The following is a 13,641-nucleotide window of genomic DNA, read 5'->3' on the forward strand; positions in this document are numbered from 1 at the left end:
AGTAGACCTCGGCGACGCGGCGGATGAACAGAGAGATGCTGTAGCCGTCAACGAGCAGGATGTTGGTGATCAGGATCCATGCCCAGGTGCCGTTCTCGCGGCGGATCAGGGTCGAGCAGGTCGTCGGCTCTCCGGCAGTGGTCGGCGGTCCGGTGAGTTGTTCGCGGGCCAGTACCCGGATCTGATCATCGTCATGGCCCGCATCGACGATCTCTGTCGTGAGAGTCGTGGCGGTGTCGACGTACTGAAAAGGGACACCGTCGTCGTCGCCGAAACGTACCCGCAACGCGTCGGTCTCCGCGAAGACAGCACTGACCGAGGACGCGAACAGGGCCGGATCCACCGGGCCGTCCAGCCAGATCAACTGACCCGCACAGAACACCGAGGACTCAGGGGCAAGCCTCCGAGCCACCCAGTTGCCTCGCTGGCTCGCACTCAACTCCACACGATCAAAAGCCGTCAACGGAAGCCACACCCACTTCTCTTGAGACCAGAACGAGCCGACCGCGGCAACGATCACTAGAACCTCAATGAAGGGTAGGCTAACCTTGCCTCGTGTCACCACCCATCCCGCCACCCGACCGAGGAGAAGCCTCCATCAGGTACGACAACCGCCCCGCGACGACGGCCTGTTGGTATTCGATCCCGGACAGGTCGTTCCAGGAAGATGAACTCTCCGGAGCCCGGCAGCAGCGAGTGTGGGTGGCTGCGGCGCTCACTCGGCACACCGACATCCTGCTGCTGGGCACGGACCGGGGGCGGCCATGAGGAACGCCTCGCACTCCGACCCGTTGGGGCTGGGGCGGGGACCTTTGACCCGTCGGTTGCCTGTGCTTTGGCAGGCGCCCACCGATCCGCCCGAGGTCCAGCCGTTCGAGGCCGACTCGGGGTCCACGGCCGGTCGATTTCTGTTGCGTGTGATCCTCTCGGTGCGGCGGGTCTCCGTTCCTGCGGCGCTGGCCGCGATCGTGTGGCAGGTGGGCGAGGCTGCGGTCCCAGTGGTGATGGGCCTTGCGATCGACCGGGCGTTGGCAACCGGGAACGCGGGGCAGTTGATGCTGTGGCTTGGCGTACTGGTGGCCTTGTACATCGTGTTGACGGTGGCGGCGAAGTTCGCTGTCCAACTGACCGCGTATGCGATACAGCTGCTGCAGCACCGCCTCCGGAGTTCCCTCTCGACCGGCGTGCTGCATCCGGTCGGCGGCGGCGCCCACGCGCCGGACGGCGGTGTCGTCTCGGTGATGACCAACGACGTCGCCCGCCTGGCCAACGGGGTTCAGCTCGTGATCATGCCGATCGCGAGGATCATGACCATCGGATTCATCGCCGTGTCGCTGTTGAGGACGCACTGGCTGCTCGGGCTCGCGGTGCTGGTGGGGGCGCCGGTGGCGGTGTGGTTGATGGGCGTGCTCAGCGAGCGGCTGTCCCGGGACACCCGTGAGTACCAGGGACTGCTGGCCACCACAGTCGGACTGGCCACGGATGTCGTGGCCGGCTATCGGGTGGTCAAGGGGATGCGCGCCGAGACCGAGGCGACCAGAAGGTACCGGCAGGCAAGCCAGGAGACGCTCGTCGGTGCCAAGCGCAACGCGGGACTGCTGGGGAGATTCCTGATGGGCTCCGGTGTGGTCACCGGCACGTTCGTTGCGGCGGTGATGGGGCTGGCGGGCTGGTTCGCCGTGGACGGGCAGCTGAGCGTCGGCGAGCTGATCGCCGCCGTCGGCCTCGCTCAGGCGCTGCTGCCGCAGATCCAGTCGATCGCGAACGATTCCATCCCCAACCTCGCCGGATCCCGAGCCTCGTCCGCGCGCATCCTCGACGTGCTGAAGACCGACGTCGCCGTGACGCCCGAGCCTGATGACACGGCGCGGCCGGTGGTTCAGCAGCTGCCGGTGCTGGAGGTGTCCACGCCCACCGCGACGATCCGGGTGGAGCCCGGCGAACTCGTGGGAGTGCACACCGACGACCTGACTGCTGCCCGCGTCGCGGAGGCGCTGCTGGATCCCCGCGAGCCTGGCGGCGAGGTCGCGGTGCGGCTGGACGGGATCGCCGCGCGGGAGTTGACCGCGCGGGAGTACCGCTCCCGAGTCACGTTCACTCCGCACCGGGTCATGCTGTTCAGCGGAACGATCCGCGACAACCTCACCGCCACCGCGGCCACACCCGAGCTGGTGACAGCCGCGGTGCGAGCTGCGGCATGCGGTGACTTCGCCGCCGATCTCGACCTCCCGGTCGGCGAGGACGGCAACCGCTTCTCCGGCGGCCAGCTCCAGCGACTCGCGCTTGCCCGCGCCCTGGTGAGCGACGCGCCGGTGCTCGTGCTGCACGACCCGACCACGGCGGTCGACTCGGTCACCGAGCACACGATCGCGAAGCGGCTGCGCGACGTCCGCGCGGGCCGCTCGACCCTGCTGATCACCTCGTCCCCCGCGTTGCTGGGCAGCTGCGACCGCGTCGTCGACCTGCTTGAGGACGCACCGATACGCGCAAGGACAACGCCATGAGCGGGGCAACCGGGCACGCGCTGCCGGTCGCGGGCAGCAGGGAGACAGCCAGGGAGGTGTGGCGGCTCAGCCGCGGGCACCGGCTCCGGCTCGCCACTGTCGGAGTGCTGGGGATCGTCAGCACCGGCGTCAACGTGATCCCGCCCGTGATCATCGGGTTCCTCGTCGACCGGGTGCAGGCTGGTACCGCTGACCTCGGCACCGTACTGACGGTCACGGCCGTCATGGCACTCTCGGCGGTTCTCGGCGCGGTCGGCACCGCGGTGACGATCGTGCTCGCCACCCGCATCTACCACACCATCCTCGCCGCGCTGCGCGAACAGCTCGTGGGCCGTGCCATGACACTCCCGCAGCACCTCGTCGAACGCGCCGGGACCGGGGACCTGATCTCCCGGACCAGCGACGACGTCACCGCCGTAGCCGATGCCGCACCCGCCGTGATCCCCGCGCTCACCGTCAGCGGGTTCACCATCGTCGTGTCGCTGGGCGGGCTTGCGGCGCTGGAATGGCCGTACGCCGCCGCGTTCGCCGTCGTACTGCCCGTCTACGTACTCGTCATGCGCTGGTATCTCCGCGTCGGCCCGCGGGTGTATGGCGCCGAACGCGCGGCGATGAGCGCGCGGGCACAGCAGATCCTGGAGTCCCAGCGCGGCTACGCCACCGTGCTCGGGCTCGGGCTCGCCGAGCAGCGGCACCACACCGTGATGGCCGCGTCCTGGGGCGTCGCGGTGCACACACTCCGCGCGCGCACCGTGATGGCCATGCTCAGCCTCCGCCTGAACCTCGGCGAATGTCTGAGCCTGGCCACCGTCCTCGTCGTCGGCTTCGTCCTGATCGATGCGGACGCATCCACCGTCGGCGGCGCCACCGCCGCGACGCTGATCGTCCTGCGCCTGCTCGGACCGATCAACGAGCTGCTGTACGTCGTCGACGACCTCCAGTCGGCCCTCGCATCGCTCAGCCGCATTATCGGGGTCGCCACCATCCCGGAGGAAGCGGGCGAGCCGACAGCGACAGCGGACACGGGCATCGCCGTGCGACTTCACGAAGTCGCATTCAGCTACGGCGAGGGCCCCCGCGTGTTCGACAACCTCACCCTCGACGTCCCCACCGGTCAGCGCATCGCTGTGGTCGGCGCCTCCGGGGCCGGCAAGACGACCCTTGCCGCCGTCATCGCCGGTATCCATCCACCCGACGCCGGGACGGTGGCCCAGCCCGGCCGAACTACATTGATCACCCAAGAGACTCACGTGTTCGCCGGCACCCTGCGGGACAATCTCACGCTCGGCGCCCCCAGGGCCACCGACCACGACATCCACGCAGCGCTGGTCGCCACCGGGGCAGCCGGTCTGCTCGACCTGCTGCCGGACGATCTCAACACGATGATCGGCACCGGCGGGCATCCGCTCACCGATGCACAGGCTCAACAGCTCGCCCTCGCCCGGCTACTGCTCGCCGACCCGGAACTGGCGATCCTCGACGAGGCGACCGCCGAGGCCGGCTCCACCCATGCGGGGTTGTTGGACCGTGCCGCCGAGGCGGCTTTGCGTGGTCGCACCGGGTTGGTGATCGCGCATCGCCTCTCCCAAGCCGCGACCTGTGACCGGATAGTCGTCATGGAGCACGGCCGGATCATCGAGACCGGAACACATGACGAGCTGGTCGCCGCTGGTGGCGTGTACGGCGGGCTGTGGAGCGCGTGGGAGGCCGGACGGAGCATGAACAACAAGCTGGGAAGGACTGGCTCATGACGGGAAATGTTGTCGGCACGCCGGACAACACAGCGGTACGGACCGCATTGTGGCGTGCCTTGCACACACAGGTGGACGAGCCGCCGCACGTCCTTGAGGACGTGCTCGGTGCCCGGCTGGCGCAGGACGACGACGGATGGCGCGAGCGCGGAGACATGGTCCCCGGCGACTCGCGAGGAAAGCGCGCCACGATCGTCGGGCGGGCGCGGTTGACCGAGGACCTGGTGGCGCAGGCCGCGAGCCGCGGTGTGGATCAGTACGTGATCCTCGGCGCAGGCCTGGACACCTACGCTCAGCGTCATCCCGATGCGGGCTCGAACATGACCGTCTTCGAGATCGACCAGCCGGAGACGCAGGGATGGAAGCGGAGCCGGTTGATCGAACTCGGATATGACATCCCGGATTGGTTGCGCCTGGTTCCGGTCGATTTCGAAGCGAATGACGACTGGTGGGATCGGCTGCAGGCGGCGGGATTCGATACCTCACGTCCCGCGGTGGTGTCCTGGCTGGGGGTCACCATGTATCTGACCGAACAGGCCACGACGGCGACCCTCAAGCGGGTGGCGAGTCTGCCGTCCGGCTCCTCACTGATCCTCACGTTCTTCCGTCATCTCGAAGATCTCGCGCCCGAGGACGTACAGATTCGGCGAGCCTCCAGGGAGGGTGCTCGGCGGGCCGGTACGCCGTTCATCGGCTTTTACACTCCCGGCCAGATCATCGAACTGGCGCGGAAAGCAGGTTTCGCCGACGCCGAACACGTCTCGGCAACCGACCTGGCCGATCGCTACTTCGCGGGCCGGACCGACGGCCTGCGACCGTACAGCGGCGAGGAAGCGCTGATCGCCACCGTGTGACACAGCCGGCTGGAACTGTCAAAAGAGGTAGGGCAAGCAATGAACGAGGAGTCCTGATGAGCCTGAGCACCGAGCAGTTGATCGCCGACGTCGCCGACGTGTTGTACCTCGAACCCGCGGAGATCGACTACGAGTTGAGCCTCCGCGACCAAGGGATGGACTCGGTGCGCCTCATGGATCTGGTGGAGCGGTGGCGCACCGCTGGGGTGGACCGGATCGACTTCATCACCCTGGCTGAGGACTCGCGACTGGGTCACTGGATCGAGGTCATGGAGAAGCTCCAAGCTGGTGGCGAAGTGGCTTCATGACCCTGCGGTAGGGCGGTCGCCGGGCTCGTCGTGGACGACCCGGCCGGACTGCTCGGCGGGTCCACAACCTCAGGTCACGGTGCCAGCACCCGCAACGTGTTACCCCACCCCACGAGCGACGTCGTGATCACTTTCAATCCGGCGCCGGCAATGACCGCCTTGAGTTCGTCCTCGGTGCGGTATCCAGACCCGTGGAGCGTCAACCGCAGAATGTCGAGTTCTGCGTCATGTTCGTCCAACTCGTCGAGATCGAACGTGTCCTCCACCAACAGCACCCTGCCACCGGGGCTCAGGCTCGCAGCGGCCTGCTGAAGAATGAGCTTCGCCTCCGCGTCACGATACTGCCCGAGCGTGTCGATGATCAGTACGGCGTCCGCAGGTCCGGTCTTTTCGAACACCGACTGCTCGACAATCCGTATCCGGTCGCGTCGCGTCGCATCCGCAATGCTGATCGGAACGTCCCTGCGGAACCAATCCGCCGCGGTAGGGAGCGCCACGATGGTCACCGTCGCCTCCGGATGCCCCGCAGTGAGGTAGTCGGCGTGGGCCACTGCACCAGCTGCGTGGACAACCACCTTGCCGACGCCCCCGAGCACGCGTGACTTCGCGAGCGGCTCGGCGAGCACCTGCGCGAACCGGGACTTGTTCTCCAAACGCTTGTGCTCAAAGGTCGCATCGCTGCGGAGGGCGTCCCAGTCTTTGCCGGTCACCGACTCCAACACCGGATGATCGTGGCGGACCGCCGCTTCAAGACCGTAGAAGGCCTGCGACATGCGGAAGTCGACCCCGCCGGAAACCAGGTGATCGAGCACGGACTCGTTGGTCAGAAACTCGCCGGTCTCACTGAGCTTGTATCCATCGCCTTCTTGTTCCAGGAGTTCGATCGCCTGCAGGTACCGCAGGAACTTCGCCAGGGAGCGTTCGTTCGCGCCGGTGTGCAGTGCGAGCGCGGGTACGGTGCGCACTCCGCGGCTGATGCAGTCGGCGATGCCGAGATTCGCGGCCGCCCGAATCGCCAACGGCGGAAGCAACTCGGACATCTCGTGGAACCTGTCGAAGGCCTCGTCGTTGCGCCCGGGGTCCGGCATGGCGGGGTCTTCGTCCAACGCCACAACCTCTGCGCGCCGCCAGTAGCCGGTGAAGTCGATGTCGGACTTGTCGACACCGCGCTCCTCGATGAGATACCGCCGCAGATCACGTACTACGGACTGTTCCCCGGCGAGCCAAGCGAACATCGAGCCCTCTCGCCGGCCGGCCTCGCGTACCGCCCGCAGCAGCAATGGCTCGGATCCCGCTGCCAGTCCGTTCCGCACGACCCAGGTCACCTCGACACCGGGGCGTTCCGGGAAGTCGATCCGGTGCGACTCCTCGGCCACCTCGATGTAGACCTCGGCCTGTGCGTCGTCGGGCAGTTCCCCGAGCAACCGGTCGATCGCCGGGATGGCCGTGTCGTCGCCGACAACGAGGTACCAGTCGTAACCTTCGGGCCGCCTGGCGGAGACCGAAGGTCCCCCGACGTGGAGGCGATCGCCGGGGTTCGCCCGGTACGCCCACGTCGTCGCGACGCCCACACCATGTTTCACGAAGTCGAGGTCGAGCTCGCGAGCCTGCGCGTCGTAACGTCGTACCGTGTAGACCCGCCACAGCGCCGGCGGGTCGGCCGGCCACCTGTACTTGCCGTCCTTGTAGACCGGGAGCACCGGCTCGCTTTCGCCGGGGTACGGGAAGATCAACCGGACATTGTCGTCGAAACCCTCGCTGGCGAACTCGGGGAAGGTCGTACCGTCGCTTCCGGTGAACGATCCCAGCTGATCACCGGTCAGGGTCACACGGCGCATCCCGGGAGTGACATCGACAACCCGCGCCACCTCCAACTCCCGCAGGGCAATGGTGTGTACGACGGTGGGGCGGGCACGACGTGGCACGGCGACTCCTCATCGAGCAGGTGGCGTACCGAAACGCGGTGTGCCAGTAGTCAGACACCAAATCTTAGCATTGCCTAACCTAACCACGTTCCTCACCTCGACCCGGAGGAGTGACGTTCGACGGCAGCCCGACGGAGTTGGTCTGCCAGAGCTGCTCGGAGATCGGTGACCACTTTTTCCGCGAAGCCGAGGAAAGTGATCGTTGTCGTGTCCGGGGCGATGTGATACCGGACAACCGCGCGATACAACTGCTCGGTGCCCTCTGGGGTTGGTGACCCGCTGTCCGGCCCATAGACCCGCGTGAGGATCACCGCGGGAGAGGGGGCACGCCGCAATGCTCGGCGACCGGCCTTGTTGTGGTAGCGCAGCAGTGCCAGCTCGGCGGTCCCGGTCGACTCGGCCTCGTCGAGAGCGATGGTGGCGGCCGCGGTGAACGGACCGACTGACATCGTGTTGTCATCGGGAGTCAGCGGGACATCTTCGTCGACCACGCCGCCGATCAGTGGTGCGATTGCTGTTGAGCGGAGCGCGTTGCGGATGGCTTTGCTGACGACGCCTTCGGTGAGGGAGCTGTCCCAGCGGAAGGTGGAGACGGCGGCATAAGCAAAGGCGGGTACGTCGATCGTCTGGGCTCGGGCGAGAAGGGCCTTCCAACGATCGAGGCCGTCCGTAGCGACCGCGTCGCCGGCTGCTTCGATGGCTTCGAGCGCAGGGACGAGCGCTGGTGGGCGGGACACCTCTACTACGCCGGACACTGCCTGCTGAAGTGCCTCCGCCAGACGGTGCAGCGAGGCTCGGTCGACGGTTGCCGCGTGGACGGCGAGCACTGCAAGCGTCTGTTCGGGGTTGTGCGTGAATGCGAGGGCAGCCGGGCGGCCGGTCGAGATGTCAATGAGATCAACGGCGGCCGACCTGATTGCGTCAACATCGACGTTCGTGTCAGCGGTCAGCTCCACGGTCTGGGGCTGGACCGTTTCTGGAGGCAGAAGGTAGGTGAACCAGAGCCGCCGGCCGGTAGCGTCAACTGACAGGCGAAGCGCGTCCGTGTTGGCGACGAGTGAGCGGAAAGATGAGGCGACCGACTCGCTCGTCGACCGCGCGGGCAAGTTGATGAGCTCGGTGAAGACGTACTCATCGGGCGCGGCGTCCGCCTCGCGCAAGCGCTCAAGGGCAGCAGAAGTCGGCACAAGAACCGGCTCGGCCGAAACGGCACCGTGCGTAGGCGGCGCAAGCAGCGCGGCGAGGGCGCCGATAGTCCGTCGCACGAACACCTCAGACAGTTTGAACGTCAGATCGTGCTCACGAGCGCAGGCAACGAGTCGTGCCGCGGAGATGCTGTCGCCACCCAGGCGGAAGAAGTCGTTGTCCACGCCGAGGTCGACGTCGTCGCTGAGGTGCAGTACGTCGCGGAAGATGCCGGCGAGGGCGATCTCGGTGTCGGTTTCCGGTGGCCGGCCGTCGGCAGTGCCGGCAGCCAGGCTCGGTTGCGGCAACGCGCGGCGATCCAGTTTCCCGTTCGCCGTGACCGGGAATCGGTCCAGGCGCAGGAACGTCGCGGGCACCATGTAGTCCGGCAGCGACTGTGCGAGATGCTCGCGCAGCGCGTCGAACAGCACCGCGTCCTCGGCCGTCGTGGCACTGGCCGTGGTCACGTATGCCGCGAGGTACTTTCCGCCGGCCGGGTGATCCAAGGTGGCGATCGCCGCGCCCGACACTCCTGGATGCTGTTCGAGGACGGCGCTGATTTCGCCGGGTTCGATCCGGTATCCGCGTATTTTCACCTGATCGTCGCTGCGACCGCGGTACTCCAACTGCCCTTGGGAGTTCCACCGCACCACATCGCCCGTGCGATACAACCGTGCGCCCTTGTCACTGAACGGATCAGCCACAAATCGGTCCGCGGTCAGGCCCGCGCGAGCCACATATCCATCCGCGAGTTGTACCCCGCCCAGGTAGAGCTCACCTGCCACACCGACCGGCACCGGACGCAACCACGTGTCAAGAACACGCGCCGTCGTATTCGCCACCGGAACACCGATCGGCACCCCCACCGCATCGACGAGTTCGGCCTGAACCACCGGGTGAGCGGTCACATCCACGGCCGCCTCGGTCGGCCCGTAGAGGTTGTGCAAGTGCGCGTTCTCGAACAGCGCAACGGCACCGGCGGCGGGAGACACGGGCAATGCCTCGCCGGAGCAGAACACTCGTCGTACCGAATCCACCGACGTCCGGTCCGGGTCCGAGGTGAGGAAGGCCTGCAGCATCGACGGCACAAAATGAGTGATCGTCACCGCGCGACGATCAATCACTTCGAGCAGATATTGCGGATCCTTGTGTCCGCCCTCCTGCGCCACGATCACCACTGCGCCGGTGACCAGCGGTAGGAAGAACTCCCACACCGACACGTCGAACGTGAACGGGGTCTTCAACAGCACCCGATCCGGCGCACCGATCCGGTAGAGATCACGCATCCACCACAGTCGGTTGACTATTGCTCGGTGGGTGATCTGAACGCCTTTGGGGCGTCCGGTGGTGCCGGAAGTGAAGATCACGTACGCGGCATCCGCCGGGAGCAGCGGGCGCGAGACCTGCGGTGGGTCGATCATGCCGGCACCGAGGTGTTGCCGCACCGATTCGTCGTCGATGAACAGGATGCGCACAGGATGATCGGTGAGCACGTGGTGATGAACACCGGCGGTGTGCCGGTCTGTGATCACCACACGTGGTTCGGCGTCCGCAAGAATGTGCTTGACGCGTTCGGCGGGGTAGTCGGGGTCGATCGGCACATATGCCGCCCCGGCACGGATCACCCCGGCCAGAGCGACCACCAGATCGGCCGAGCGCGGCAGTGCGACCGCGACCCGATCCCCGACCCGCACGCCCTCCTCAACGAGGAGGTGGGCGACAGCGTTGACCCGCGCATCAAGGTCGCCATAGGTAAGTTCAGTGCTGTCATCAGCGATGACCGCGACCACGTCCGGGCTCGCCGCGACCTGTCGGCGCACCAACTCGTCAAGAGTCGCCCCGGGAACATCGAGCGTCTCACCACACGACCACGCTTCGAGTTGTCGCGACTCCGGTGCGGGCAACAGGTCCATGTCACCGACCCGCGCCTCTGGACCGGCAGCGATCGTCTCCAGCACCGACTTGAAGACGGCGACAAACCGCTCAGCGGTAGCACCATCGAACAGATCGGTCGCGTAAGAGAGTTTCCCCTTCAGGTCGTTGAGCGAATCGAAGATGTCAAGGTCGAGATCGGTCTTGACCGCGCCTACCGCCGCGGGACTCGGTGTCGTCGTGACATTCCCGATGTGCAGGCCATGCGCGCGGCGGCTGTCAGCGACGCGGTGGGTGAGCATGATCTGGAAGAGGGGGTTACGGCCAACGGATCGCTCGGTGCCCAGCGCACGGGTGATTTCTTCGAAGGGTGCGGCCTGGTGCTCGAACCCGCCGAGCACCGTTCGCCTGGTGTTCTGCAGAACGTCGGTGATCGAGTCACCGGCGTGGAACCGATGGCGGATCGGCAGTGTGTTCACGAAGTATCCGACCAGGTCTTCCAGGCCGTCCTCGGTGCGTCCACCGACCGGTGAACCGATCACCACATCCGCACCGGCGCCCAGCGCCGAAACGGTCAACGCGGTCGCGGACTGGAGCGTCATGAACATGCTCACGCCCTGCTCTTCCGCGACCTGACGCAGGCCAGTCACGACCTGTGGATCGATGGTGAACCGCAGATCCGCACCGCGGTGGGTCGGTGCCACCGGTCGGGTCCGGTCCAGCGTGATCGTGGACTCCTCGGGCGCATCCGCGAGGACGTCACGCCAATAGGCAAGATGCTTGGAAAGCAGTGAACGCGAATCCGACGCCTCACCCAGGACGTCGCGTTGCCAGATCGCGTAGTCCGCGTACTGGGCCCGCAACGGCGTCCATCCCGGCTCCTGCCCGGCGGCCCGCGCCTGATAAGCGGTCGACAGGTCGCTCAGCAGCGACGGGAACGACCATTCATCCACTGCGTGGTGATGTACCGCGACAACGAACACCCAGTCGTCAGCGCCGGCGCGTAGCAGCGCGACACGGATCGGGATGTCGACCGCGAGATCAAACCCGGCCTGCACCACCGCGTCCACCCGCGCATCCACGCCGGCAGCATCCACACCCGTGACATCCTCAACGAGCAGAGAGAGCCTGTCGGCCGTTTCGTTCGCTGGAATGACGACCTGGCCTAGCGTGCCGTCTTTCTCCACCAGGAGCGTGCGCAGCGCCTCGTGACGAGACACCACATCCCGTACCGCCATGATCAGAACATCGGGATCCAGATCGCCGCCCAAACGCAGCACCACCGGCACCACATACCGCCCACCCGGCCCACCCAACTGATCAATCAGCCAGAGTGCTTGCTGTCCGTATGAGACTGGTAGTGGGGTTGGGCGTGGTAGGTCGCCGATTCGTGTGCTGGATGTCTCGGTGGTAGTGGTGGTGGTGTCGGCGATTCGGGCGAGTTCGCTGATGCGGGGGTGGTCGAAGACATCGCGCAGGGTGAGTGCGGCGCCGAGCAGTGCGTTGGCGCGTGCGACGACTCGTGTGGCGAGCAGTGAGTGTCCGCCCAGGCGGAAGAAGTCGCTGTCCACGCCGAGATCGGTGTTGTTGTCGAGGTGTAGTACGTCGCGGAAGATGCCGGCGAGGGTGATCTCGGTGTTGGTTTGCGGTGGTCGGCCATCGGCTGCACCCGCACCGAGGTCTGGTTGCGGCAATGCGTGGCGATCGAGCTTTCCGTTGGCGGTGACGGGGAATCGGTCCAGGTGTGTGAACGTTGTGGGGACCATGTAGTCCGGCAGCGATCGTGTCAGGTGCTGGCGGAGTGCGTCGAACGGCACTGTGTCCGTGGTGCTGGTCGTGGTGCTGGCCGTGGTGCTGGCCGTGGTGCTGGCCGTGGTGCTGGTCGTGGTGATGTATGCGGCGAGGTATTTTCCGCCGGCGGGATGGTCCAAGGCGGTGATGGCGGCACCCGATACTGCTGGGTGTTGTTCGAGGACGGCGCGGATTTCGCCGGGTTCGATTCGGTGGCCGCGTATTTTCACCTGGTCGTCGCTGCGGCCGAGGTATTCCAACTGGCCCTGGGAGTTCCATCGCACGACGTCGCCGGTGCGATACAGGCGCGCGCCGTTGTCACTGAACGGATCAGCCACGAATCGGTCGGCGGTCAGGCCCGGGCGGGCGGCGTATCCGTCGGCGAGTTGCACTCCACCCAGGTAGAGCTCTCCTGCGACACCGGCCGGTACCGGGCGCAGCCACGCGTCAAGGACGTGTGCTGTGGTGTTCGCGACCGGTGCACCGATGGGGGTGTTGTCGGTGTGGGTGATGGTGGCCGTTGTGCCGTCGCCGGTGACTTCGGTCGAGCCGTAGAAGTTGTGCAGTATTGCTTGTGGTGCGGTCGTTCGCATGGTGGTCGCGGTGCCTGGGGTGAGTGCTTCACCGGAGGAAACCCAAGACCGGATGGTGGTCAGCGCTGTGGGTGCGTCGTTGTGGCGGACGACGATGTCGGCCAGGCTGGGCACGGTCAGCAGATGTGTGACGCGGTGCCGGGCGATTGTGTCGAGCAGGCCGGCTGGATCTTGCGCAATTTCTGCGGGTACGACCACGATTCGGGCACCGGCGATCATCGGCCCGAACAGCTCGGTCACGGCATCGACAAAACCCACGCCACTTTTCGAGAGCGCCACGTCGTCTGGTTTGTAGTCCAGTACTTGCTGACCCCATGCGAGGCGGTTCACCAGGCCACGGTGCGAAACGGTGACGCCCTTCGGGTTGCCTGTCGTTCCTGATGTGAAGATCACGACAGCTGCGTCGAGGTCGCTCAGCGGCCGCGTCAGAGCAGGGGCGGTTTCCTGGCCGGTGGCCAGGTGCTGCTGTACTTCGTGGTCATCGATCCGCAGTGCTGGTGCGCGATGTTCACCCAGTACGTGTTGATGTGTTTCTGTGGTGTGTTGATCGGTGATGACCAGCGCAGGTGCCGCGTCGTCGAGGATGTGTCTGACGCGTTCTGCGGGGTATCCCGGGTCGATCGGCACGTAGGCCGCTCCCGCGCGGATCACTGCGGTAAGCGCTACTACCAGGTCGACCGAGCGTGTCATGGCGATCGCGGCCCGGTCCCCGACCCGCACGCCCTCATCGATCAGGAGGTGGGCGAGAGCGTTGACCCGTGCATCGAACTGGCTGTAAGTGAGTTCGGTGCCGTCGTCGGCGACGACCGCGACCGCGTCCGGATCGGCCGCGACCCGGCGGCGCACCAGTGCATCCAC

The 13,641-nt window shown here is 66.3% G+C and carries 7 protein-coding genes; 4 read left to right on the forward strand and 3 right to left on the reverse strand.

What is annotated here, in order from left to right; genetic code table 11:
• The coding region (locus GFH49_RS02715) for a condensation domain-containing protein (protein ID WP_230396126.1) at positions 1–520 on the reverse strand (520 nt) is incomplete at its 3' end.
• 310 nt (positions 521–830) lie between these two features.
• Between GFH49_RS02715 and GFH49_RS02720 the strand changes: the two genes are divergently transcribed.
• From GFH49_RS02720 to GFH49_RS02735, 4 genes are read left to right on the forward strand one after another with little or no spacing between them, the layout of a single operon-like run.
• A complete protein-coding gene (locus tag GFH49_RS02720) occupies positions 831–2,504 on the forward strand; it encodes an ABC transporter ATP-binding protein (protein WP_155054116.1) in 1,674 nt (557 codons plus the stop codon).
• The gene (locus tag GFH49_RS02725; protein ID WP_155054112.1) at positions 2,501–4,255 is read left to right on the forward strand and encodes an ABC transporter ATP-binding protein; all 1,755 of its coding nucleotides are present in this window, start codon (positions 2,501–2,503) and stop codon (positions 4,253–4,255) included. The genes GFH49_RS02720 and GFH49_RS02725 overlap by 4 nt, the downstream gene beginning before the upstream one ends.
• On the forward strand, positions 4,252–5,109 hold the full coding sequence (locus GFH49_RS02730; protein ID WP_155054117.1) for a class I SAM-dependent methyltransferase: 858 nt from the start codon (positions 4,252–4,254) through the stop codon (positions 5,107–5,109). The genes GFH49_RS02725 and GFH49_RS02730 overlap by 4 nt, the downstream gene beginning before the upstream one ends.
• Before the next feature lie 56 nt (positions 5,110–5,165).
• Entirely contained in the window at positions 5,166–5,417 is a 252-nt protein-coding gene (locus GFH49_RS02735) for a phosphopantetheine-binding protein (protein ID WP_155054113.1), read from the forward strand.
• 74 nt (positions 5,418–5,491) lie between these two features.
• Here the strand turns inward: GFH49_RS02735 and GFH49_RS02740 are convergent, their stop codons facing one another.
• On the reverse strand, positions 5,492–7,342 hold the full coding sequence (locus GFH49_RS02740) for a siderophore-interacting protein (RefSeq protein WP_155054114.1): 1,851 nt from the start codon (positions 7,340–7,342) through the stop codon (positions 5,492–5,494).
• A gap of 92 nt (positions 7,343–7,434) precedes the next feature.
• The gene (locus GFH49_RS02745) at positions 7,435–13,629 is read right to left on the reverse strand and encodes a non-ribosomal peptide synthetase (RefSeq protein WP_230396127.1); all 6,195 of its coding nucleotides are present in this window, start codon (positions 13,627–13,629) and stop codon (positions 7,435–7,437) included.
• Between the last annotated feature and the right edge of the window lie 12 nt (positions 13,630–13,641).

The organism is Streptomyces blattellae (assembly GCF_009709555.1).
Lineage (GTDB): Bacteria > Actinomycetota > Actinomycetes > Streptomycetales > Streptomycetaceae > Streptomyces > Streptomyces blattellae.

What these genes read in the sequence shown, in the direction of transcription:
- GFH49_RS02730 (WP_155054117.1), top strand. Translation starts at nt 4,252, where the DNA reads ATGACGGGAAATGTTGTCGGCACGCCGGACAACACAGCGGTACGGACC.
- GFH49_RS02735 (WP_155054113.1), top strand. Translation starts at nt 5,166, where the DNA reads ATGAGCCTGAGCACCGAGCAGTTGATCGCCGACGTCGCCGACGTGTTG.
- GFH49_RS02725 (WP_155054112.1), top strand. Translation starts at nt 2,501, where the DNA reads ATGAGCGGGGCAACCGGGCACGCGCTGCCGGTCGCGGGCAGCAGGGAG.